The sequence below is a fragment of the Paracoccus homiensis genome (assembly GCF_900111675.1).
GTDB classification, from domain to species: Bacteria; Pseudomonadota; Alphaproteobacteria; order Rhodobacterales; family Rhodobacteraceae; genus Paracoccus; species Paracoccus homiensis.
Genome location: NZ_FOHO01000019.1, coordinates 1 through 23034 on the forward strand (window position 1 = coordinate 1; position 23034 = coordinate 23034).

At 62.7% G+C, this 23034-nt stretch carries 27 protein-coding genes; all 27 read left to right on the forward strand.

What is annotated here, in order from left to right; translation table 11 throughout:
• Window positions 1-319, forward strand: a 319-nt coding sequence (locus tag BMX67_RS16930; RefSeq protein WP_139206557.1) for a biotin/lipoyl-containing protein, incomplete at its 5' end; no start/stop codon positions are given.
• Between the two features lie 328 nt (window positions 320-647).
• Window positions 648-1013, forward strand: a complete 366-nt coding sequence (locus BMX67_RS16935; RefSeq protein ID WP_090737505.1) for an NADH-quinone oxidoreductase subunit A — start codon at window positions 648-650, stop codon at window positions 1011-1013.
• On the forward strand, window positions 1013-1537 hold the full coding sequence (locus BMX67_RS16940) for a NuoB/complex I 20 kDa subunit family protein (RefSeq protein ID WP_090737616.1): 525 nt from the start codon (window positions 1013-1015) through the stop codon (window positions 1535-1537). Before BMX67_RS16935 ends, BMX67_RS16940 begins: the two co-directional genes overlap by 1 nt.
• Window positions 1538-1540: 3 nt before the next feature.
• The gene (locus BMX67_RS16945) at window positions 1541-2161 is read left to right on the forward strand and encodes an NADH-quinone oxidoreductase subunit C (RefSeq protein WP_090737507.1); all 621 of its coding nucleotides are present in this window, start codon (window positions 1541-1543) and stop codon (window positions 2159-2161) included.
• On the forward strand, window positions 2158-2583 hold the full coding sequence (locus tag BMX67_RS16950) for a GFA family protein (protein ID WP_090737509.1): 426 nt from the start codon (window positions 2158-2160) through the stop codon (window positions 2581-2583). Before BMX67_RS16945 ends, BMX67_RS16950 begins: the two co-directional genes overlap by 4 nt.
• Window positions 2583-3827: an NADH-quinone oxidoreductase subunit D gene (locus BMX67_RS16955; protein ID WP_090737511.1), complete on the forward strand. Its 1245-nt coding sequence runs from the start codon at window positions 2583-2585 to the stop codon at window positions 3825-3827. The genes BMX67_RS16950 and BMX67_RS16955 overlap by 1 nt, the downstream gene beginning before the upstream one ends.
• A gap of 37 nt (window positions 3828-3864) precedes the next feature.
• Entirely contained in the window at window positions 3865-4215 is a 351-nt protein-coding gene (locus BMX67_RS16960; protein ID WP_090737513.1) for a hypothetical protein, read from the forward strand.
• A 7-nt stretch (window positions 4216-4222) separates the two neighbouring features.
• Window positions 4223-5476: an NADH-quinone oxidoreductase subunit E gene (locus BMX67_RS16965; RefSeq protein ID WP_090737514.1), complete on the forward strand. Its 1254-nt coding sequence runs from the start codon at window positions 4223-4225 to the stop codon at window positions 5474-5476.
• Window positions 5477-5507: 31 nt separating this feature from the next.
• Window positions 5508-6167, forward strand: coding sequence for a hypothetical protein (locus BMX67_RS16970; protein WP_090737516.1), 660 nt, complete (start codon window positions 5508-5510; stop codon window positions 6165-6167).
• Complete coding sequence (locus BMX67_RS16975) at window positions 6167-6382, forward strand: DUF5337 family protein (protein WP_090737518.1); 216 nt, start codon at window positions 6167-6169, stop codon at window positions 6380-6382. The genes BMX67_RS16970 and BMX67_RS16975 overlap by 1 nt, the downstream gene beginning before the upstream one ends.
• Window positions 6383-6410: 28 nt before the next feature.
• Window positions 6411-7706, forward strand: coding sequence for an NADH-quinone oxidoreductase subunit NuoF (gene nuoF / locus BMX67_RS16980; RefSeq protein WP_090737519.1), 1296 nt, complete (start codon window positions 6411-6413; stop codon window positions 7704-7706).
• Between the two features lie 21 nt (window positions 7707-7727).
• A complete protein-coding gene (locus BMX67_RS16985) occupies window positions 7728-8033 on the forward strand; it encodes a hypothetical protein (RefSeq protein ID WP_090737521.1) in 306 nt (101 codons plus the stop codon).
• An 89-nt stretch (window positions 8034-8122) separates the two neighbouring features.
• Window positions 8123-8527, forward strand: a complete 405-nt coding sequence (locus BMX67_RS16990; protein ID WP_245739505.1) for a DUF5333 domain-containing protein — start codon at window positions 8123-8125, stop codon at window positions 8525-8527.
• Window positions 8528-8538: 11 nt separating this feature from the next.
• Complete coding sequence (gene nuoG / locus BMX67_RS16995) at window positions 8539-10560, forward strand: NADH-quinone oxidoreductase subunit NuoG (RefSeq protein WP_090737525.1); 2022 nt, start codon at window positions 8539-8541, stop codon at window positions 10558-10560.
• Between the two features lie 6 nt (window positions 10561-10566).
• Window positions 10567-11334 (forward strand): hypothetical protein, encoded by a 768-nt coding sequence (locus BMX67_RS17000; RefSeq protein ID WP_090737527.1) that lies wholly within the window; start codon window positions 10567-10569, stop codon window positions 11332-11334.
• A gap of 18 nt (window positions 11335-11352) precedes the next feature.
• Complete coding sequence (nuoH, locus tag BMX67_RS17005) at window positions 11353-12384, forward strand: NADH-quinone oxidoreductase subunit NuoH (RefSeq protein WP_090737529.1); 1032 nt, start codon at window positions 11353-11355, stop codon at window positions 12382-12384.
• 5 nt (window positions 12385-12389) lie between these two features.
• Complete coding sequence (locus BMX67_RS17010) at window positions 12390-12575, forward strand: hypothetical protein (RefSeq protein ID WP_090737531.1); 186 nt, start codon at window positions 12390-12392, stop codon at window positions 12573-12575.
• On the forward strand, window positions 12575-13066 hold the full coding sequence (gene nuoI, locus BMX67_RS17015) for an NADH-quinone oxidoreductase subunit NuoI (protein ID WP_090737533.1): 492 nt from the start codon (window positions 12575-12577) through the stop codon (window positions 13064-13066). The genes BMX67_RS17010 and nuoI overlap by 1 nt, the downstream gene beginning before the upstream one ends.
• Window positions 13063-13476, forward strand: coding sequence for a carboxymuconolactone decarboxylase family protein (locus BMX67_RS17020; protein ID WP_090737535.1), 414 nt, complete (start codon window positions 13063-13065; stop codon window positions 13474-13476). The genes nuoI and BMX67_RS17020 overlap by 4 nt, the downstream gene beginning before the upstream one ends.
• Window positions 13473-14075: an NADH-quinone oxidoreductase subunit J gene (locus BMX67_RS17025; RefSeq protein ID WP_090737537.1), complete on the forward strand. Its 603-nt coding sequence runs from the start codon at window positions 13473-13475 to the stop codon at window positions 14073-14075. The genes BMX67_RS17020 and BMX67_RS17025 overlap by 4 nt, the downstream gene beginning before the upstream one ends.
• A 100-nt stretch (window positions 14076-14175) precedes the next feature.
• Window positions 14176-14481: an NADH-quinone oxidoreductase subunit NuoK gene (gene nuoK / locus BMX67_RS17030; RefSeq protein ID WP_090737539.1), complete on the forward strand. Its 306-nt coding sequence runs from the start codon at window positions 14176-14178 to the stop codon at window positions 14479-14481.
• Between the two features lie 6 nt (window positions 14482-14487).
• Complete coding sequence (gene nuoL, locus BMX67_RS17035) at window positions 14488-16614, forward strand: NADH-quinone oxidoreductase subunit L (RefSeq protein ID WP_090737541.1); 2127 nt, start codon at window positions 14488-14490, stop codon at window positions 16612-16614.
• Between the two features lies 1 nt (window position 16615).
• Entirely contained in the window at window positions 16616-18181 is a 1566-nt protein-coding gene (locus BMX67_RS17040) for an NADH-quinone oxidoreductase subunit M (RefSeq protein WP_090737543.1), read from the forward strand.
• A 10-nt stretch (window positions 18182-18191) separates the two neighbouring features.
• Window positions 18192-19715: an NADH-quinone oxidoreductase subunit NuoN gene (gene nuoN, locus BMX67_RS17045; RefSeq protein WP_090737618.1), complete on the forward strand. Its 1524-nt coding sequence runs from the start codon at window positions 18192-18194 to the stop codon at window positions 19713-19715.
• The gene (locus BMX67_RS17050) at window positions 19708-20481 is read left to right on the forward strand and encodes a biotin--[acetyl-CoA-carboxylase] ligase (RefSeq protein WP_090737545.1); all 774 of its coding nucleotides are present in this window, start codon (window positions 19708-19710) and stop codon (window positions 20479-20481) included. Before nuoN ends, BMX67_RS17050 begins: the two co-directional genes overlap by 8 nt.
• A gap of 2 nt (window positions 20482-20483) precedes the next feature.
• Window positions 20484-21263, forward strand: a complete 780-nt coding sequence (locus BMX67_RS17055) for a type III pantothenate kinase (protein WP_090737547.1) — start codon at window positions 20484-20486, stop codon at window positions 21261-21263.
• Window positions 21256-22932, forward strand: coding sequence for a ribonuclease J (locus BMX67_RS17060; RefSeq protein WP_090737549.1), 1677 nt, complete (start codon window positions 21256-21258; stop codon window positions 22930-22932). The genes BMX67_RS17055 and BMX67_RS17060 overlap by 8 nt, the downstream gene beginning before the upstream one ends.
• The last annotated feature ends 102 nt before the right edge of the window (window positions 22933-23034 follow it).

Here is a 23034-nt window from a genome sequence, read left to right on the forward strand (position 1 = left end):
TGTGAAGGTGTTCTTCGAACTGAACGGCCAGCCGCGCTCGATCCGGGTGCCCAACCGCAAGGTCAAGGCCGAAACGGTGGCCCGCCCCAAGGCCGACCCGTCCAACCCCGCCCATATCGGCGCCCCGATGCCCGGCGTCGTGGCCTCGGTCGCGGTCACCCAGGGCCAGGCCGTGAAACAGGGCGACATGCTGCTGACCATCGAGGCCATGAAAATGGAAACCGGCATCCACGCCGACCGCGACGGAACCGTCAAAAAACTCCACGTCACCCCAGGCGCACAACTCGACGCAAAAGACCTCATGATCGAAATCGAGTGAAAGCTCTTCCCCCGGCGTCTTCGCCGCCGGGGGAACGGGCCGGGACGAGATGTCACATTCATCCCCACCCCTGCCGGCGCTAACATCTTTCAACCTATATATGTCGGCAGCGGGGCGCGCCCTGATTGCGCTGGTTGCGTCGCGGCCTGGGGCAGGGTGTGCCAAGCCGGGTGCAAGGGATCCGGGCAGGGCGTGGAAATCGCGGGCTTCTGGCGGTTTGCGGCATATTGCCGCCCGTTGACCCCGCAAGCCGTCAGGTCTAAACCGAGCCTAGCCAACCCGTCGCGGGTAGCCACGATACCCCGCGACCCATAAGGGGGTGTTGCCCGTGGAACCATTGTTGCAGGAATATCTGCCGATTCTCGTCTTTGCAGGGATGGCTTCGGCCCTTGCGCTGGTGTTGATTCTGGCCGCCGTGGTCGTTGCGGTGCGCAACCCCGATCCCGAAAAGGTCAGCGCCTATGAATGCGGCTTCAACGCGTTCGACGATGCGCGGATGAAATTCGATGTCAGATTCTATCTGGTCTCGATCCTGTTCATCATCTTCGACCTTGAAGTGGCCTTCCTGTTCCCCTGGGCGGTGAATTTCGCCGGGCTCAGCGATGTGGCCTTCTGGTCGATGATGTTCTTTCTGGGCGTTCTGACAGTCGGCTTTGCCTATGAATGGAAGAAGGGGGCGCTGGAATGGGCGTGATGACCGGGGCGAACACGGCCGGGGCCGATCGTGAGTTCGCAACCAAGGCCCTGAATGCGGAACTGCAGGACAAGGGGTTCCTGCTGACCACGACCGAGGACATCATCAACTGGGCCCGCAATGGCAGCCTGCACTGGATGACCTTCGGCCTTGCCTGCTGCGCGGTCGAGATGATGCAGGTGTCGATGCCGCGCTATGACGTGGAACGCTTTGGCACCGCGCCGCGGGCCAGCCCGCGCCAGTCGGACCTGATGATCGTCGCCGGCACGCTGACCAACAAGATGGCACCAGCGCTGCGCAAGGTCTATGACCAGATGCCCGAGCCGCGTTACGTCATCAGCATGGGCAGCTGCGCCAATGGCGGCGGGTATTACCATTACAGCTATTCGGTCGTGCGCGGCTGCGATCGGGTCGTACCGGTGGATATCTATGTTCCCGGCTGCCCGCCGACCGCCGAGGCGCTGCTTTACGGTATTCTGCAACTTCAGCGTCGCATCCGGCGCACCGGCACGCTGGTGAGGTAAGACATGGCTCTTTATCCCGATCTCGATGCGCTGGAACAGCTGGGCGAACATATCGGCTTTCGCCGCTCGGACGCGGTGCTGGACACCTCGATCGAATTCGAGGAACTGACGGTCAGTGCGACCCTGACCGGGATCATCGACCTGATCGAGTTTCTGCGCACCGATTCCAGCTGTCGTTTCTCGACCCTGGTTGACATCACCGCCGTCGATCACCCGGAACGCCCGGCGCGCTTCGATGTGGTCTGGCACTTCCTGTCGATGTATCAGAACCAGCGCGTCCGCGTGAAGGTCGCCATCCGCGAGGATGAGATCGTGCCCTCGCTGACAGGGATCTTTCCCAGCGCCAACTGGTTCGAACGCGAGATATTCGACATGTTCGGCATCATGTTCTCGGGGCATCCGGACCTGCGCCGCCTGCTGACCGATTACGGCTTTCGCGGCTTTCCGCTGCGCAAGGATTTCCCGACCACGGGCTATGTCGAGGTCCGCTATGACGAGGCCGAAAAACGCGTTGTCTATGAACCGGTGAAGCTGGTGCAGGAATACCGCCAGTTCGATTTCCTGTCTCCGTGGGAAGGTGCGAAATACGTGCTGCCCGGCGATGAGAAGAAGGACGCGCAATGAGCACATATGACGCCTCCTGCCTTTGCGGTGCCTGCAAGATGACGGTGCAGACCGACCCGCACCCCGAAGCCGGCGCATGCCATTGCGGCAAGTGCCGCAAATGGAGCGGCGGGATCTTTCTGGCGGTAGAGTGCAGCAAACCGGTCATCTTCAATGACGACGCGCCGATCGGCGTCTATGGGTCCTCGGAATGGGGCGAGCGGGTCTTTTGCAGGATCTGTGGCAGTTCGCTTGTCTGGCGTTCGCTCGATGGCGCGCATAGCGCCGTCGCCCTGCAGGCGTTCGATGATCCCGAAAGCATCCCCGTGACCACCGAGATCTTTACCGATTGCAAGCCGGGCAACTATGCTTTGTCCGGGCAGCTTTGCGGTATGACCGAGGCCGAATTCATGGCCCAGTTCACCCCGCAACAGGAGGGTTGATGATGGACGGCGATATCCGCAACAACCAGTATGATGATGGCAGCTTCGACGCCTTGACCGGCGAACAGCGCATCCGCAATTTCAACATCAACTTCGGTCCTCAGCACCCGGCGGCGCATGGTGTGCTGCGGATGGTGCTGGAACTGGATGGCGAGGTCGTGGAGCGCTGCGATCCCCATATCGGCCTGCTGCATCGCGGCACCGAAAAGCTGATGGAAAGCCGCACCTATCTGCAGAACCTGCCCTATCTGGATCGTCTGGATTACGTGGCACCGATGAACCAGGAACATGCCTGGTGCATGGCGATCGAAAAGCTGACCGGCACCGTCGTGCCGCGTCGCGCCAGCCTGATCCGGGTGCTGTATTCGGAAATCGGCAGGATCCTGAACCATCTGCTGAACGTGACCACACAGGCCATGGATGTCGGCGCGCTGACGCCGCCGCTGTGGGGCTTCGAGGAACGCGAAAAGCTGATGGTGTTCTATGAACGCGCCTGCGGGGCGCGTCTGCACGCCGCCTATTTCCGTCCCGGCGGCGTTCATCAGGATCTGCCGCCCGATCTGCTGGACGATATCGAGGCGTGGTGCGATCCGTTCCTGAAGGTCGTCGACGATCTGGATGGCCTGCTGACCGAAAACCGGATCTTCAAGCAGCGCAATGTCGATATCGGCATCGTCAAGGAACAGGATATTCTGGACTGGGGCTATTCCGGCGTGATGGTCCGTGGCTCGGGCCTGGCGTGGGATCTGCGGCGCAGCCAGCCCTATGAATGCTATGACGAATTCGAGTTTCAGGTCCCGGTCGGCAAGAACGGCGACTGCTACGATCGCTATCTGTGCCGCATGGAAGAGATGCGCCAGTCGGTCAGCATCATGCGTCAGGCGATCACCAAGCTGCGTGCGCCCGAAGGGCAGGGCGATGTTCTGGCCCGTGGCAAGCTGACCCCGCCCAAGCGTGGCGACATGAAGCGCGACATGGAAAGCCTGATCCATCACTTCAAACTGTATACCGAGGGTTTCAAGGTCCCCGCGGGCGAGGTCTATGCCGCGGTCGAGGCGCCCAAGGGCGAGTTCGGCGTCTATATGGTCAGCGACGGAACCAACAAACCCTACCGCGCCAAGCTGCGGGCGCCGGGTTTCCTGCACCTGCAATCCATCGACTGGATGGCCAAGGGGCACATGCTGGCAGATGTTTCGGCCATCATCGGCACCATGGATATCGTGTTCGGTGAGGTGGACCGCTGATGGTCTGTCGCGCGAACAACCGGGACGGGGGGACAAGGTGCTGTCTGGTCTGATCGCGCTGTTCGGTTGGATCGCGACGGCGGCGCTGGTCGCCGTTAGCCTGTTGCTGGCGTTCAATCGCCAGACCGGTCTGCGCCTTTTGCAGCACCGCGCCGATATGCTGCCGCAGGCCATGCTGGTCCGCTATGCGGGACTGGCCGTGCTTGCACTTGTGGCATCCTGGATCAATGCGCCGCGCGTCCTGTTCGGGATGCTGCTGGCGATGGCCGTGATCGGCCTTGGGGATGCCTTTATCTACCGCCGTGCGGGTCATCCGTTCTGGCTTCATCTGGCGGTCGGGGTCGCTGCGGCTTTCGCGGCGCTTCTGTCGCTTCTTGCGATGAACTGAGGGTTACATGCTTCGTCGTCTTTCACCCGTCCAGCCGGACAGCTTCCAGTTCTCGCCCGCGAACCTTGAATGGGCGCAGGCGCAGATGACCAAATATCCCGAAGGGCGTCAGCAATCGGCGATCATCCCGGTCCTTTGGCGCGCGCAGGAACAGGAAGGCTGGCTGTCGCGCCCGGCCATCGAATACTGCGCCGAACTTCTGGGCATGCCCTATATCCGGGCGCTGGAAGTGGCGACATTCTACTTTATGTTCCAGCTGCAACCGGTTGGTTCAATTGCAAATATCCAGATTTGTGGCACGACCAGCTGCATGATTTGCGGGGCCGAGGACCTGATCGAGGTCTGCAAGCGCAAGATCGCATCGACCCCGCATACCGTGTCGGCGGACGGCAAGTTCAGCTGGGAAGAGGTCGAATGTCTGGGCGCCTGTGCCAACGCGCCCATGGCGCAGATCGGCAAGGATTACTACGAAGATCTGACCCCGCAAAAGCTTGAGGCTTTGATCGATGCGATGTCGGCGGGTCAGGTGCCGTTGCCGGGTCCGCAGAATGGACGCTTTGCGTCCGAGCCGGCATCGGGGCTGACCTCGCTGGCCGACCTGAAAGGGCAGGGCGATGCCCTGAACGCCAGTGCGTCGCTGGCCAGGGAACATGGCGAAACGCTGAAACGGATCGACGGGACCGAGGCGCCGATCCTGACCAAATGGCTGCGCCAGCCACAGCCCGATGCCGCCCCGGATCAGCAAGAGGGTCAGAACGGCACGCCCGAGGAAGAGCCGCGTCCGGCCAGCGGCCAGCCCGCCGATGAAACCGGCGTGACCGAACAGGAGGCCGAGGCAAGCTCGGCCGCGCGACCGCGTTCTGATCGCGAACCTGCCGGATCCCGGGCCGCCGAGGCCGCAGCCGATGACGCCGCTGGGGCCCGCAAGGGTGACGCCGCCACAGGCGTCTCCGCGGATGCGGGCCGCCGTCCCGAGGGGCTCGATGCCCCGAGGGACGGCTCCGCCGACGATCTGAAGATGATCAAGGGAATCGGCCCCAAGCTGGAACAGATGCTGAATGGCATGGGCTTCTGGCATTTCGATCAGCTTGCCGGCTGGGGCAGCGAAGAGCTTGCCTGGGTTGACGAAAACCTGGAAGGTTTCAAGGGTCGGGCCACGCGCGACGAATGGGTCGCGCAGGCCAGGGTACTGTCCACCGGCGGCGAGACCGATTTCTCGCGCGATGCGGCGGCGGACGGGCGCTACGACGAAGAGGAGTGATCTGACACTCGGCGGAAGGGGGAAGTGACGGATGCCGAACGCTGACTGCACAAGAAACTGCTGGATCGCAGGGGGGCTTACCGGCCTGCTGGTCCTGATCTTCACCTCCGTGATCGGACCGCTGCGGTGGTTCGAGGGATTGGTTCTTGGTCTTGTCGCTTTCGGGATCATGGGCGCGTTTCTGGTGTGGCTGATCTGTCGGGGACGACCGGCCGAGGACGCCGCCGGCTGGCATCCGGCCCATCACGACACCACCCCTGCCGAGGATATGCAGTTGCAGCCACGTGGTATCCGGTCGCAGGCCGCGGAAGGGTTTCTGGGCGCGGCGCAATCGGCACCGACACCGCGCGTGGCACCTTCGGGCGATGCGCAGCCTGTGCCGCCCGCCTTGCGGACCGACTCGGGGCGCAATGACATCTATGGTGGTTCTGACGATGCCGGGCAGGCCGACGATCTGAAGCAGATCAAGGGCGTCGGCCCGAAACTGGAAGAGCTGCTGCACGACAATGGCGTCACCCGTTTTGACCAGATCGCGGGCTGGGGCGACGCCGAGATCGATCACTTTGCCGATCTGATCGGCCGCATGGGCGGGCGCATCCGCTCGGACGACTGGGTCGCGCAGGCCCGGGCCCTGGCACGGGGCGAAGACACCGAATTTTCGAAGCGCGTCGAGGAAGGCAGCGTATATTGATGAGCAGGCCCAATGCACAGGACAGCGCCCAGATGCGGCTGGCAGCGGTGGTGATCGCCGTCGCGATGGTCGCGTGGCTGGCCGTGCAATGGCTGGGTGCGCAATATGGCTGGGCGGGGAAATGGGCCTATCTGGCCGATCTTGCCGCAATCGGCGCTTTTGTCTGGTCGCTGCTTGTGACCTGGCGTATCTGGCGGCGCAGAAATGATGCGTAACGCCCGGATGATGAGGATCGAGAGTTAGATGCTGAAAGACCAGGATCGCATTTTTACCAACCTTTACGGCATGGGCGATCGCAGCCTGAATGGCGCGAAAAAGCGCGGCCATTGGGATGGCACCGCCGAGATCATCGGCCGCGGGCGTGACAAGATCATCGATCAGGTCAAGGCGTCCGGGCTGCGTGGCCGGGGTGGCGCGGGCTTTCCGACCGGTCTGAAATGGTCCTTCATGCCCAAGGAATCGGATGGCCGCCCGGCCTATCTGGTCATCAATGCCGACGAATCCGAACCCGCGACCTGCAAGGACCGCGAGATCATGCGTCACGATCCGCACACGCTGATCGAAGGGGCGCTGATCGCCAGTTTCGCGATGAACGCGCATGCCTGCTATATCTATCTGCGCGGCGAATATATCCGCGAACGCGAGGCGCTGCAGTCGGCCATCGACGAATGTTATGACGCGGGCCTTCTGGGCGCGAACGCGGCGGGGTCGGGCTGGGATTTCGACCTGTATCTGCACCATGGCGCAGGCGCCTATATCTGTGGCGAGGAAACGGCGCTTCTGGAAAGCCTTGAAGGCAAGAAGGGCATGCCGCGGATGAAGCCGCCCTTCCCGGCAGGGGCGGGTCTTTATGGCTGCCCGACCACGGTGAACAACGTCGAATCCATCGCTGTCGTTCCGACGATCCTGCGTCGCGGCGCCGAATGGTTCGCGGGCTTCGGCCGTCCCAACAATGCGGGCGTCAAGCTGTATGGCCTGACCGGGCATCTGAACAATCCCTGCGTCGTCGAAGAGGCCATGTCGATCAGCATGAAAGAGCTGATCGAAAAGCATGGCGGCGGCGTGCGCGGCGGCTGGAAAAACCTCAAGGCGGTGATTCCGGGCGGGGCATCCTGCCCGATTCTGACCGCCGAGCAGTGCGAAACCGCGATCATGGATTACGACGGGATGCGGGATCTGCGGTCCAGCTTTGGCACCGCCTGCATGATCGTGATGGACAAGGACACCGATGTCATCAAGGCCGTGTGGCGCCTGTCCAAATTCTTCAAGCATGAAAGCTGCGGGCAGTGTACGCCCTGCCGCGAAGGCACCGGCTGGATGATGCGGGTGATGGAACGTCTGGTCACCGGCGAAGCCGAGGTTGAGGAAATCGACATGCTGCTGGACGTCACCAAGCAGGTCGAGGGGCACACGATCTGCGCCCTTGGCGATGCCGCCGCATGGCCCATCCAGGGCCTGATCCGAAATTTCCGAGAAGAGATCGAGGACCGTATCAAGGCCAAGCGCACCGGCCGCATGGGCGCCATGGCCGCCGAATAAGGGGATATGCCGATGTCACGAATGACCCTTACGATCCTGCTTGTGACCGCCGGTCTGGGACTGGCGGCCTGCAGCAGCGGCGGGGATGATCGGGTGCCGCTGCTGCGGGCCGACAAGGTCTATATCGTGACCGGCGATGACCGGAACCCCGGCGATATCGTCGTGACGGGACGCGGTGGTGCCAGCCTGACACAGGCGGATGGTCCGGGCGCCGATGCAGCCTTCGCCGAATTCTGCCGCACGCAGGGCCACGAAGGCGGCACGCCGGGCAGTTACGTGACGAATGGGACCACGGGATATTGGCACTACAAGGCGTGCAGCGCATGAGCCTCACGGCTTTCTTACCCTGTGTTGCCGGGAAAACGCCCGGCGTCTGTGCTAGGGCTGGGCGCCCAAGCACAGGAAAGGGACCTGCCGTGACCGCACGCCGACTGATGATGATCGCCGCCCTGGCACTGACCGCGTCGCCCGCCGCCGCGCTAGAGCCGCTGAGCCAGGAAAAATACATCAACGACCGCCTTATCGCGGCCCGGATCGCCGATCGTATCCGCCGCGAATGCCCGACCATCGACGCCCGGCTGGTCTTTGCCTTCATGCAGGCCCGCAAGCTAAAAAGCTATGCTCAGGACAAGGGCTACAGCGAGGACCAGATCGAGGCCTTTCTGGACAGCAAGCCCGACAAGGCCCGCATCTATGCCGTGGCCGAGGATTACATGAGCCGCAATGGCGTGACGGCGGGCGATGCCGAAAGCTTTTGCCGCCTCGGGCGGGACGAAATCGCACGGAAGACGGTCACCGGATCGCTTCTGAGTGCCAAGTAAGGAATGCAGTGATGGCCGATTTGCGGACAATCAAGATTGATGACAACGAGATCGAAGTCGATCCCAATCTGACCCTGATTCAGGCCTGCGAGCAGGCCGGGATCGAAATTCCGCGTTTCTGCTATCACGAACGCCTGTCGATCGCGGGCAATTGCCGGATGTGTCTGGTCGAGGTCGTGGGCGGCCCGCCCAAACCCGCCGCGTCCTGCGCCATGCAGGTCAAGGATCTGCGCCCCGGACCCGAAGGCGCCCCGCCCGAGGTCCGCACCAACAGCCCGATGGTCAAGAAGGCCCGCGAGGGCGTGATGGAATTCCTGCTGATCAACCACCCGCTGGACTGCCCGATCTGCGATCAGGGCGGCGAGTGTGATCTGCAGGATCAGGCGATGGCCTATGGCGTGGATTTCAGCCGCTATCGCGAACCGAAACGCGCCGCCGAGGAGTTGAACCTTGGCCCGCTGGTCGAAACCCACATGACCCGCTGTATCAGCTGCACTCGCTGCGTGCGCTTCACCACCGAGGTCGCGGGCATCAGCCAGATGGGGCAGACCGGCCGTGGCGAGGACAGCGAGATCACCAGCTATCTCAACGAGACGCTGGCCTCGAACCTGCAAGGCAACATCATCGACCTGTGCCCGGTCGGCGCGCTGGTCAGCAAGCCCTATGCCTTTACCGCCCGCCCGTGGGAACTGACCAAGACCGAGACCATCGACGTGATGGACGCGCTTGGCAGCAATATCCGCGTGGACACCAAGGGCCGCGAAGTCATGCGCATCATGCCGCGCAACCATGACGGCGTGAACGAGGAATGGATCAGCGACAAGACGCGCTTCGTCTGGGACGGCCTGCGCCGTCAGCGTCTGGACAAGCCGTATATTCGCGAGAACGGCAAGCTGCGCCCCGCCACCTGGCCCGAGGCGCTGACCGCCGCCGCCCGCGCGATGACCGGCAAGAAGGTTGCGGGTCTGGTCGGCGATCTGGCCCCGGTCGAGGCCGCCTATAGCCTAAAGACCCTGATCGAGGGCATGGATGGCAAGGTCGAATGCCGCACTGATGGCGCGCGCCTGCCCATCGGCAATCGCAGCGCCTATGTCGGCACCGCCGCGATCGAGGATATCGACAGCGCCCAGTTCATTCAGCTGATCGGCACCAACCCGCGCGAAGAAGCGCCGGTGCTGAACGCCCGTCTGCGCAAGGCCTGGGCGCGTGGTGCCCAGATCGGTCTGGTGGGCGAGGCGGTCGATCTGACCTTTGATTACGCCCATGTCGGCACCGATCGCGCCGCGCTGGAAAGCCTGTCCGCCCGCGAGATCAGCGATGAGACACGCGAAGCGCCCTCGCTGGTGATCGTGGGGCAGGGTGCCATCCGCGAAGCCGATGGCGAGGCGGTTCTGGCCCATGCGATGAAACTGGCCGAAAACAGCAACTCGAAACTGCTGATCCTGCACAGCGCCGCGTCGCGCGTGGGGGCGATGGATGTCGGTGCCGTGACGGAAGGTGGCCTGACCGCCGCCATCGACGGGGCCGAGGTGATCTATAACCTTGGGGCCGACGAGGTCGAAATCGACGCCGGTGCCTTCGTGATTTATCAGGGCAGCCATGGCGACCGTGGCGCCCATCGCGCCGACATCATCCTGCCCGGTGCCTGCTATACCGAGGAAAACGGCCTGTTCGTGAATACCGAAGGCCGCCCGCAACTGGCGATGCGGGCCAATTTCGCGCCGGGCGAAGCCAAGGAAAACTGGGCCATCCTGCGCGCCCTGTCGGCGGAACTGGGCAGTCAGCTGCCTTGGGACAGCCTTGCACAATTGCGCGCCAGGCTGATCGCCGATGTCCCGCATCTGAAGCAGATCGACCAGGTGCCGCAGAACGCGTGGCAGCCGCTGGAATTGCGCGATATGGGCAAGGCGGGCTTCGTCAACCCGGTCAAGGATTTCTACCTGACCAACCCGATCGCACGGTCGTCGCCGCTGATGGGGGAATTGTCGCGGATGGCCGCGACGCGTCAGACCAGCGCAATCGCAGCGGAGTAAGCATTCATGCGGCCAGCCCTTTGCCAGCCCCTCAAGATCGGTGCCGTCCTGATTGGACTGGCGGCTCTGGCGGGCTGTGCGCAGGACGGTGCCGATGCGCGTCCGCCCGCGAAACCGGGTGAATTGACGGCGCGTGTCGCCAGCGGCGATGCGAATGCGCCGCTGACGCTGGCCCGTGTGTCCACCAAATCCGGCGAGATCCTGATTCTGGAACCCGACGGGCAGGTCACGACGATGAATCTCGACTCGCCCGAAGGGCAGGACGCCTTTGCCGTGACCGAGGCCGATCTGCTGGCCCTGAACGCCAATCTGGATCTGGACCTGTCGGGTCTGGTCGCCCCCAATGTCCTGCCACCGCGGGAAACCGCGCAGGACAAGGCGCTGAAGGAATTCGCGGCCCGTACACAGCCCGCCCTGCCGAACTGGCAGGACGATCTTGAATTGCGGGACGACATGTTCATCGGCAGCCGGGTCGTGCGGCTGGGCGAAGGCAAGGGCAAATCCGGCGATCTGGTTGAAGTGACGGCCAATCTGCGCGAGGGGGTGGACGCCGATATCGCCTTTTCGTATGCCACCTGCGCATTGGCCGGGTGGGCGAAGGCCGAAGGGGTCGATTACGGTCGGCATATCCGAACCCTGCAGAACACCCGCGATGGCAAGCTGCTGGTCGGCGCTGCGTTCACGATTTCGGACAGCAAGCCGTTGGGGCTGCGGGTGATGGAAACCAATGAGACCTTGCGCGAATGCAAGGCACGCGGCATTCCCGCGGCGTAACGAAGAGGGACAGGCGACATGTCTGAATTCTGGGGATCCACACTGGGCATCGCGATCATCCTGCTGGGGCAGGGGCTTGCGCTGATCGCCTTCGTGATGCTGTCGCTGATCTATCTGGTCTATGGCGACCGCAAGGTCTGGGCGGCGGTCCAGATGCGCCGTGGCCCGAACGTCGTGGGCCCCTGGGGGCTGTTGCAGACCTTCGCCGACGCGCTGAAATATGTCGTCAAGGAAATCGTGATTCCCGCCGGCGCGGACAAGTTCGTCTTCTTCCTTGCGCCTTTCCTGTCAATGACGCTTGCCCTGCTGGCTTTCGTGGCGATTCCCTTTGCGCCGGGCTGGGTGATGGCCGACATCAATGTGGGCATCCTGTTCATCTTCGCGGTATCCTCGCTTGAGGTGTATGGCGTGATCATGGGGGGCTGGGCGTCGAACTCGAAATACCCGTTCCTCGGCTCGCTGCGTTCGGCGGCACAGATGATTTCCTACGAGGTCAGCCTGGGTCTGATCATCATCGGCATCATCATCTCGACCGGGTCGATGAACCTGACCGCCATCGTCGAGGCGCAGCGCGGCGCGGGGCTGCTGTCGTGGTACTGGCTGCCGCATCTGCCGATGCTGGTGCTGTTTTTTGTCAGCGCATTGGCCGAAACGAACCGCCCGCCCTTCGACCTTCCCGAGGCGGAATCGGAACTGGTCGCGGGGTTCATGGTCGAATACTCCTCGACCCCCTACCTGCTGTTCATGGCGGGCGAATATATCGCCATGTGGCTGATGTGTGCGCTGATCAGCCTGCTGTTCTTCGGCGGCTGGCTGTCGCCCATCCCCGGCATTCCCGACGGCGCGCTGTGGATGTTCGTGAAGATGGCCTTCTGGTTCTTCATGTTCGCCATGGTCAAGGCCATCGTGCCGCGCTATCGCTATGACCAGTTGATGCGGATCGGCTGGAAGGTGTTCCTGCCACTGTCGCTGGCCTGGGTCGTGATCGTTGCCTTCCTTGCGAAATTCGAAGTGTTCGGGACCTTCTGGGCCCGTTGGGCGGGGATGTGATCGCAATGAGCTATTCCAACAAGATCGCCGAGCTGCTGGCCCGCGCCTCTGAAACCGACAAGGTCGAGTTCGCGCATTTCCTGGCCAACAACCTGGACAGCGACGATCACGCCCATGACAGCGCCAGGGTTCGCGAATATGTCGCGGCGTTCGACCGCTTCGCCGCACCCAAGCAAGGGGAGCAATTCTGATGGCCTTCGACATCGTCCGCGCCACCAAGTATTTCCTGATGATGGATTTCATCAAAGGGTTCGGCCTGGGCATGCGCTATTTCTTCGCGCCCAAGGCGACGCTGAACTACCCGCATGAAAAAGGTCCGCTAAGCCCCCGTTTTCGCGGTGAACATGCGCTGCGCCGCTATCCCAATGGCGAGGAACGCTGCATCGCCTGCAAACTGTGCGAGGCGATCTGCCCCGCACAGGCGATCACCATCGATGCCGAGCCGCGCGAAGATGGCAGTCGCCGCACCACGCGCTATGACATCGACATGACGAAATGCATCTATTGCGGGTTCTGCCAAGAGGCGTGCCCGGTCGATGCCATCGTCGAAGGCCCGAATTTCGAATTTGCCACCGAGACGCGCGAAGAACTGTTCTATGACAAGCAGAAACTGCTTGATAACGGCGCCCGCTGGGAAGCCGAGATCGCCCGCAACCTTGCCATCGACGCGCCTTACAGATGACCGATGCCTTCCAGAAGATGTTTCAGCAGATGCTGCAATCCGGGCAAGAGATGGCGCGCGCCTTCAACCCGGCGCTGGAACATGTGGACACCAAGGCCTTTGAAAAGCTGATCCCGACCATGCCGTCGGACATGCTGGAAATGTGGTTCGGCAAGACCTTCAACCGTGATGGTCTGGACGCGCGGACCCGGCTTCTGGTGACCCTGGCGGCGATGACGGTTCAGGGGGCCCATGCGGAACCGCAGCTGCGCATGACAATTCGCCACGCGATCGCGGCAGGGGCCACCCCGCGCGAAATCGCCGAGGTGATCTATCAGATGGGGATGTTCGGCGGCATCCCGGCGATGCAGAAGGCGCTGGAAATCGCCCAGGGCGTCTTTACCGAATCCGAGGGGAACGAGACCGAATGATCACCTTTGCATTCTACCTGTTCGCGATCTCTGTCTGCATTGCCGGCTTCATGGTCGTGATCTCGCGCAACCCGGTGCATTCGGTGTTGTGGCTGATCCTTGCCTTTCTGTCGGCGGCGGGGCTGTTCGTGTTGCAGGGCGCGGAATTCGTCGCGATGCTGCTGATCATCGTCTATGTCGGCGCGGTGGCGGTTCTGTTCCTGTTCGTCGTCATGATGCTGGATGTCGATTTCGCGGAACTGAAGGGCGAATTCGCCCGCTATCTGCCGCTTGGCGGGCTGATCGCGCTTGTGCTGCTGGCGCAGCTGGCGATCGGCTTTGGCGCCTGGGAAAGTGCCGAACAGGCCGAGGCGCTGCGTGCGGTGCCGATGACCGGCGAGGCGATGAATACCCATCTGATCGGTTCGGTTCTGTATGACCGCTATCTGCTGCCCTTCCAGTTGTCGGGCCTGATCCTGCTGGTGGCGATGATCGGCGCGATCACCCTGACCATGCGCCATCGCCGCGACATCAAGCGGCAGGACGTCGTGGCGCAGATGCATCGCGATCCGGCCAAGACGATGGAACTGCGGGACGTGAAGCCCGGTCAGGGGCTTTGATCGCCGCGGGCTGACCCGCGGTGGCCATACGGGATTGCGACGGCGGTTTCGGTGGCGAACGGATATTTCAACGGGTGAATGACCCGGAGGGACAAGGACGATGATTGGACTGACGCATTATCTGGTGGTGGGGGCGATCCTGTTCGTCACCGGCATTTTCGGGATCTTCGTGAACCGAAAGAACGTCATCGTCATCCTGATGTCGATCGAACTGATGCTGTTGGCGGTGAATATCAACTTCGTCGCCTTCTCGACGCATCTGGGCGATGTCGCGGGGCAGGTCTTTACCATGTTCGTGCTGACCGTGGCCGCGGCCGAGGCCGCGATCGGCCTGGCGATCCTGGTCGTATTCTTCCGCAACCGCGGCTCGATCGCGGTGGAAGATGTCAACGTGATGAAGGGGTAAGGGATCATGGCTTCTTTCATTCTCTTTGCCCCGCTGCTGGGCGCGATCATCGCCGGCTTCGGCTGGCGCGTGATCGGCGAACAGGCGGCACAATATCTGACGACCGGCATCCTGTTTCTTGCCGCCTTCTTCAGCTGGATCATCTTTCTGGGCTTCAGCGGCGACGTGCAGCACATCACCGTGTTCGACTGGGTGGTCTCGGGTGATTTCGCGGCGGAATGGGCGATCCGTCTGGATCGGTTGACCGCGATCATGCTGATCGTGGTGACGACCGTCTCGGCCTTGGTGCATCTGTATTCGATGGGCTACATGGCCCATGACGACAACTTCACCCATGACGAGAATTACAAGGCGCGCTTCTTCGCCTATCTGTCCTTCTTCACCTTCGCCATGCTGATGCTGGTGACCGCCGACAACCTGCTGCAGATGTTCTTCGGCTGGGAAGGGGTGGGCGTCGCGTCCTATCTGCTGATCGGCTTCTACTACAAGAAACAGTCGGCGGGCGCGGCGGCGATGAAGGCCTTCATCGTCAACCGTGTCGGCGATTTCGGATTTCTGCTGGGCATTTTCGGCCTGTTCTGGCTGACCGGCTCGATCCAGTTCGACGCGATCTTCCAGCAGGTGCCCGATCTGGCGCAAAGCCAGATGCATTTCCTGTGGCGCGACTGGAACGCGGCCGAGGTTCTGGCCTTCCTGCTGTTCATCGGCGCGATGGGTAAATCGGCGCAGCTTCTGCTGCACACATGGTTGCCCGACGCGATGGAGGGGCCGACGCCGGTGTCCGCCCTGATCCACGCCGCGACGATGGTGACGGCCGGCGTGTTCCTGGTCTGCCGGATGTCGCCCCTGTATGAATTCGCACCCGACGCCAAGACCTTCATCACCATCATCGGCGCGACCACGGCCTTCTTTGCCGCGACCGTCGGTCTGGTGCAGAACGACATCAAGCGCGTCATCGCCTATTCGACCTGCTCGCAGCTGGGCTACATGTTCGTCGCGGCGGGCGTCGGTGTCTATTCGGTCGCGATGTTCCACCTGCTGACCCACGCCTTTTTCAAGGCGATGCTGTTCCTTGGCGCCGGTTCGGTCATCCACGCGATGCACCACGAACAGGATATGCGCAATTACGGCGGGCTGCGCAAAAAGGTGCCGCTGACCTTCTGGGCGATGATGATCGGCACGCTGGCCATCACCGGCGTCGGCATTCCGCTGACCCATATCGGTTTTGCGGGCTTCCTGTCCAAGGATGCCGCCATCGAAAGCGCCTGGGCCGGGAACACCTATGCGTTCTGGATGCTGGTCATCGCCGCGGCCTTCACCAGCTTTTACAGCTGGCGTCTGATGTTCCTGACCTTCTTTGGCAAGCCGCGCGGCGATCATCACACGCATGAACATGCCCATGAAAGCCCGCGCGTCATGACCGTGCCGCTTGGCGTGCTGGCGGTCGGCGCCGTGTTTGCCGGGATGGTCTGGTATGGCCCGTTCTTCGGCAGCCACGACAAGGTCGCGCAGTTCTTCCACATGGGACATGGCGAGGCCCATGCCAGCGCGGATGCCGGTCACGGCACGGATGGTCACGCCGACGAAGCCCATGGCGAGGATGCCGCCCATGGCGATACGAACCATGGCGACGCGGGGCAGGGCGGTGAAGGTCACGGCCTGAATACCGATGTCCCGGCACCTGTCGGCGGTGCGATCTACATGCATCCCGACAACCACATCCTGGACGAGGCGCACCACGCCCCCAAATGGGTCAAGGCCTCGCCCTTCTTTGCGATGCTTGGCGGGCTTCTTCTGGCATGGATCTTCTATATCCGCAGTCCCGACGCCCCGCGCAAACTGGCCGAACAGCAGCCCGTCCTGTACCGCTTCTTGCTGAACAAGTGGTATTTCGACGAAATCTACAACTTCGTCTTCGTGCGTCCCGCCAATTGGCTGGGCCGCGCCCTGTGGACGCGTGGCGACGGAGCCGTTATCGACGGCGCCATCAACGGTGTGGCGATGGGAATCATCCCGCGCCTGACCCGCTTCGCCGGCAGGGTGCAGTCGGGCTATCTGTTCCACTATGCCTTCGCGATGGTGCTGGGCATCGTGGGCTTGCTGATCTGGGTGATGATGCGGAGCGCGCACTGACATGACGAACCTACTCTCGATCATCACGTTCCTGCCCATCGTCGCGGCGGCCATTCTGGCGCTGTTCCTGCGGGGCGAGGATGCGGCGGCGCAGAAGAATGCCAAATGGCTGGCGCTGATCGCGACCAGCGCGACCTTCCTGATCTCGCTGTTCCTGCTGACGGGCTTCAACCCTGCCGATACGGGGTTCCAGTTTGTCGAGGATCACGCATGGATCATGGGCCTGCGCTACAAGATGGGCGTGGACGGCATCTCGATCCTGTTCGTTCTGCTGACGACCTTCCTGATGCCGCTGACCATCCTGTCCACATGGGAGGTGAAGACCCGGGTCAAGGAATACATGATCGCCTTTCTGGTGCTGGAAGGGCTGATGATCGGCGTGTTCACCGCGCTGGATCTGTTCCTTTTCTACCTGTTCTTCGAGGCGGGCCTGATCCCGATGTTCCTGATCATCGGCATCTGGGGCGGGCAGAACCGCATCTATGCCGCGTTCAAGTTCTTTCTGTATACCTTCCTTGGATCGGTCCTGATGCTGGTGGCGATGGTCGCCATGGCCTGGACCGCGGGCACGACCGATATCGTGCAGCTGTTGCAGTTCGACTTCCCCTCGGAAACCACGCGGGTGCTGGGCTTTACCGTGATCGGCGGCATGCAGACGCTGCTGTTCCTGGCCTTCTTTGCCAGCTTCGCGGTCAAGATGCCGATGTGGCCGGTGCATACCTGGTTGCCGGATGCCCACGTTCAGGCGCCGACCGCAGGGTCGGTCGTGCTGGCCGCTGTTCTGCTGAAGATGGGCGGCTATGGCTTCCTGCGCTTCAGCCTGCCTATGTTCCCGGTCGCCTCGGATCTGTTCCAGCCGCTGGTTTTCTGGATGTCGGCCATCGCGATCGTCTACACCTCGTTGGTGGCGCTGGCACAAAGCGACATGAAGAAGCTGATCGCCTATTCGTCGGTCGCGCATATGGGCTATGTGACCATGGGCGTGTTTGCCGCGAACCAGCAAGGCGTCGATGGTGCGATCTTCCAGATGCTGAGCCACGGCTTCATCTCGGGCGCGCTGTTCCTGTGCGTCGGCGTCATCTATGACCGGATGCACACGCGCGAAATCGACGCCTATGGCGGTCTGGTCAACCGGATGCCGAAATACGCGCTGATCTTCATGTTCTTCACCATGGCCAATGTCGGTCTGCCGGGCACCTCGGGCTTTGTCGGGGAATTCCTGACGCTGCTGGGTGTGTTCAAGGCCAACACCTGGGTCGGCTTTGTCGCGGCGACCGGGGTGATCCTGTCGGCGGCCTATGCGCTGTGGCTGTATCGCCGGGTGACGCTGGGATCGTTGATCAAGGAAAGCCTGAAGACCATCACCGACATGACCCCGCGCGAAAAATGGATCTTCGCGCCGCTGGTCGCGATGACGCTGTTGCTGGGCGTCTATCCGCGACTGGTTACCGATGTCACCGGCCCTTCGGTCGAAGCCATGCTGGCCGGTGTCCATAACGCATTGCCGCATGAACCGGCAGACGGGCTGGCGCCGATGGCTGCCGCCGCTGCCGAAGCAAGCCATTGAGGAAAGCCAGATGACCGCGCTTGATTTCTCGACAATCCTGCCCGAGTTCCTGCTGGCGCTTTTTGCGATGGGGGCTTTGCTGGCTGGGGCCTATTTCGGCAAGGACGCGATTTCCAAGCCTATCCTGTGGATTTCCGTCGCGGCGCTACTGATCATCGGGCTGTTCGTCGGCTTTGCCGACCGCCCCGATCAGGCCGTGTTCAGCGGCATGTTCATCGACGACGCCTTTGCGCGCTTTGCCAAGGTCACGATCCTGATCTCTGCCGCCGCCGTTCTGGCGATGAGCGCCGAATATCTGCACCGGCAGGGCCTGTTGCGGTTTGAATATCCGATCCTGATCGTGCTGGCGTCGATCGGCATGATGATCATGGTGTCGGCGGGCGATCTGCTGTCGCTGTATATGGGGTTGGAACTGCAGTCGCTGGCCCTGTATGTCGTCGCGGCGATGCGTCGTGAAAGTGCCAAATCCTCAGAGGCCGGACTGAAATATTTCGTGCTGGGCGCGCTTAGCAGCGGTCTTCTGCTGTTCGGGGCATCGCTGGTCTACGGATTTGCCGGCACGACGAATTTCGCCGGGATCGTCAGCACGGTCAACGCGGGCGAATTGTCGATGGGCCTGCTGTTCGGCATGGTCTTCCTGATGGTGGGGCTTGCGTTCAAGGTGTCTGCGGTGCCCTTCCACATGTGGACGCCGGATGTCTACGAAGGCTCGCCCACGCCGGTAACGGCCTTCTTTGCGACCGCGCCCAAGGTCGCCGCGATGGCGCTGATCGCGCGGCTGCTGCATGGCGCATTCGGCACCGTGCCTGCCGATTGGGGGCAGATCGTCGCCGCGCTGGCGGTGCTGTCGATGTTCCTTGGGTCCATCGCCGGGATCGGGCAGACCAATATCAAGCGCCTGATGGCCTATTCCTCGATCGCGCATATGGGTTTTGCGCTGGTCGGTCTGGCCTCGGGGACGGCATTTGGCGTCCAGTCGATGCTGATGTATATGGCGATCTACGCGGTGATGAATGTCGGCACCTTTGCCTTCATCCTGTCGCTGGAACGCGATGGACGTCCGGTCACCGATCTGGCCAGCCTGAACCGCTTTGCCTCGGCCGAGCCGCTGAAGGCCTTTGCCGTGCTGTTCCTGATGTTCAGCCTTGCAGGCGTGCCGCCTTTCCTTGGCTTCTTTGCCAAGCTGGGCGTGCTGACCGCCGCGGTGAATGGCGGCATGGCATGGTTGGCGGTCATGGGCGTGATCGCTTCGGTCATCGGGGCGTTCTATTACCTGCGCATCGTCTATTACATGTTCTTCGGCGCCGAGACCGACGGCGTGGAAAGCCATATGAGCGCGGCGCAGTATTTGGCGCTGATCCTGCCCGCCGCCGTTCTTCTGATCGGTGCGGTGACCATGTGGGGCGTGGACGAAGCCGCCGCGACGGCCGCGCAATCGCTGGTCGGGCCTGAAATCACCGCAGCCGAGATGGGCGCCCAGGCCGGCGGCCCGCAGGTGTCGGGCGAAGCCCCGGCCGAGCCTTCTGGTGAGTGATCGGGGCGCATGGACCTGGCCCGAGGGCGTGGGGCGCCACGTCCTTGACCGGGTGGACAGCACCAATGCCGAAGCCTTTCGTCTGGCCCCGCATCTGTCGGGGCCGGCCTGGATCATGGCCCGCCGTCAAGAGGCGGGCCGTGGTCGTCGTGGCCGTGCCTGGACGGACCCACCGGGGAACTTCGCCGCGACGCTGCTGACGCGGCCAGCCAATGGGCCGGCGGCCGCCGCGCAACTGTCCTTCATCGCCGCGCTGGCAGTGCATGAGGCGCTGATCCGGTTATGCGGGCCGACGCTGCCCGTGGCGCTGAAATGGCCGAATGACGTGCTGCTGAATGGCGGCAAAATGTCGGGGATCTTGCTGGAAAGCACCGGGTCGGGCGGCCATGTGGCGGCCTTGGCGATCGGCATCGGAGTCAATCTGGCCGCCGCGCCCGATCTGGGTCAGCTGGAGCCGCAGGCGACGCGCCCGGTCAGCCTGAAAGGGGAAACCGGTCTTTCCGTCAGCCCCGACGATTTCCTGGACGCGCTGGCCGCCGCCTTTGACCAGTGGCAGCGCCAGTTCAACGCCTATGGCTTTTCCCCGATCCGCAACGCCTGGATGGCGCGGGCGGCCCGGTTGGGCGAGACATTGACCGCCCGCACCGGCAGCAGCGAGACCGTCGGTCGTTTCGAGGGCATCGACGAGACCGGCTCGCTGATCCTGACGACGCCCAGGGGCCGACAGGTCATTCCGGCGGCCGATATCTATTTCAGCGGGGCATAGCCATGCTTCTGTGCATTGATACCGGCAACACGAACACCGTGTTCTCGATCTGGGACGGCACGCGTTTTCTGGCGCATTGGCGGATCGCGACCGATCACCGCCGCACCGCGGATGAATATTTCGTCTGGTTGTCAACGCTGATCCAGTTGCAGAAATTCGAGCTGGAGATCGGTGCCTGCATCATCAGTTCGACCGCACCGCGGGTGGTGTTCAACCTGCGTGTGCTGTGCAATCGCTATTTCAACACCCGCCCGCTGGTCGTGGGCAAGCCCGATTGCCTGCTGCCGGTGCCGCCGCGCGTGGATGATGGCACCACGGTCGGGCCGGACCGTCTGGTCAATACCGTTGCCGCCTTTGACCGGCATGGGCCCGACCTGATCGTCGTGGATTTCGGCACGGCGACGACCTTCGATGTGGTCGATATCGACGGCGCCTATATCGGTGGCGTGATCTCGCCGGGGGTGAACCTGTCGCTGGAGGCGCTGCATATGGGCGCGGCCAGCCTGCCGCATGTCGATGTGACGATGCCCGCGAAGGTCATCGGCACCAATACGGTTGCCTGTATCCAGTCGGGGATCTTCTGGGGTTACACCGGACTGGTTCAGGGAATTGTCCAGCAGATCCGGGCCGAACGCGACCGCCCGATGAAGGTGATCGGAACCGGCGGGCTGGCCCCGCTGTTCGATCAAGGATTTGACGTCTTCGATGCGATCGAGGACGATCTGACGATGCATGGATTAAGATTGATACACGATTACAACAAGGAGATGGGCAATGGCTGACCGCCTGATCTATCTGCCGCTTGGCGGCGCGGGCGAAATCGGCATGAACGCCTATGTCTATGGCTATGGCGCGCCGGGCAAGGAACGACTGATCCTTGTCGATATGGGCGTGACCTTCGGCGATATGGATTCGACCCCGGGCATCGACCTGATCATGCCCGATCTGGTCTGGCTGCGGGAAAACAGCCATCGGCTGGAGGGCATCTTCATCACCCATGGTCACGAGGACCACCTGGGTGCGGTCGGCCATCTGTGGGAACAGCTGGGCGTGCCGATTTATGCCCGGCAGTTCACCGGCGCGCTGTGCCGTCTGAAGCTGGAAGAGATGGGCCATTCCGCCGATATCGTGCGGATCACCGGGCCGCGCCCCGAGGTGACGCAGCTGGGTCCGTTCAATGTGCAGTTCGTGCCGGTCAGCCACTCGATCCCCGAAAGTGCGGCGCTGGTGATCGACACGCCTGCCGGCCGGATCGTGCATACCGGCGATTTCAAGCTGGACGGAACGCCTGTGGTGGGCGACCCCTTCGACCCGATGACCTGGCACGACATCGCCAGCGAAGGGCGTGGGGTCAAGGTTCTGACCTGCGATTCCACCAACATCTTCTCGACCCACCCGGGCCGATCCGAGGCGTTGTTGGCCAACCCGATCCTTGAATGGGTCATGGCGCAGAAGAACATGGTCGTCGCGACCACCTTTGCCAGCAATATCGCGCGTCTGCGCACGCTGGCGGATGCCGCGATCGCGGCGGATCGCAAGGTCTGCCTTCTGGGGCGGGCGATGCGGCGCATGGTCTCGGTCGGGCTGGAAACCGGCGTGCTGACGGATTTTCCGGATACGATCGGCCCCGACGAAGCCGCGAACATGCCGCGCAACAAGGTCATGCTGCTGGTCACCGGCAGCCAGGGCGAGCGCCGCGCCGCCAGTGCGCAGCTGTCGCGCGGGCGCTATCTGGGTCTGTCCCTGAAAGAGGGCGACAGCTTCCTGTTCAGTTCGAAGACCATTCCGGGCAACGAACGCAGCGTCGGCCGCATCATGAATGCGCTGAGCGAGATGGGCGTCGATGTCTATGATGCGGATGACGGGCTGTATCACGTTTCGGGCCATGCCAATCGCCCCGATATCGAGGCGATGCACGATCTTCTGAAACCCGCGACCGTGATCCCGATGCATGGCGAACATCTGCATCTGCGCGAGCATGTGCTGCTGGCGCGGGCCAAGGGCATGACCGCCGAAATCGCGACGAATGGCACGATGCTGGACCTGACCGGCGAGACGCCGAAAATCGTCGACCAGATCGAAACCGGGCGGATCTATCTGGATGGCACGGTCAAGATCGGTGCCATGGACGGGGTCGTCCGCGACCGGATCCGCATGGCGCTGAACGGGCATGCGTTGGTCAGCGTCATCGTGGATGAGGAAGACAACGCCCTGCCGGATGCCTGGGTCGAGTTGATGGGCCTGCCCGGGCGGACACGCAACGGCGATGATCTGGGGCAACATATCGAGGGCGAACTGGCTGAATTCCTGGAAGGCGCCGACAATCGCACCGTGCGCGACGATCGCAAGATGGAAGAGGCGATCCGCAAGATAACCCGCCAGGTGGCCATGGAAGAGATCGGCAAGAAGCCCGAGGTGACGGTGATCATCAGCCGGCTGATGGCCGACTGATCCTTGCGTCCCGCGACGGCCGGGGGGCCAGCCCCCCGGACCCCCCGCCCATATCGCCCTATAAGCAGGCGAATCGAAGAGCCTTGGGATCTTGACCTGATG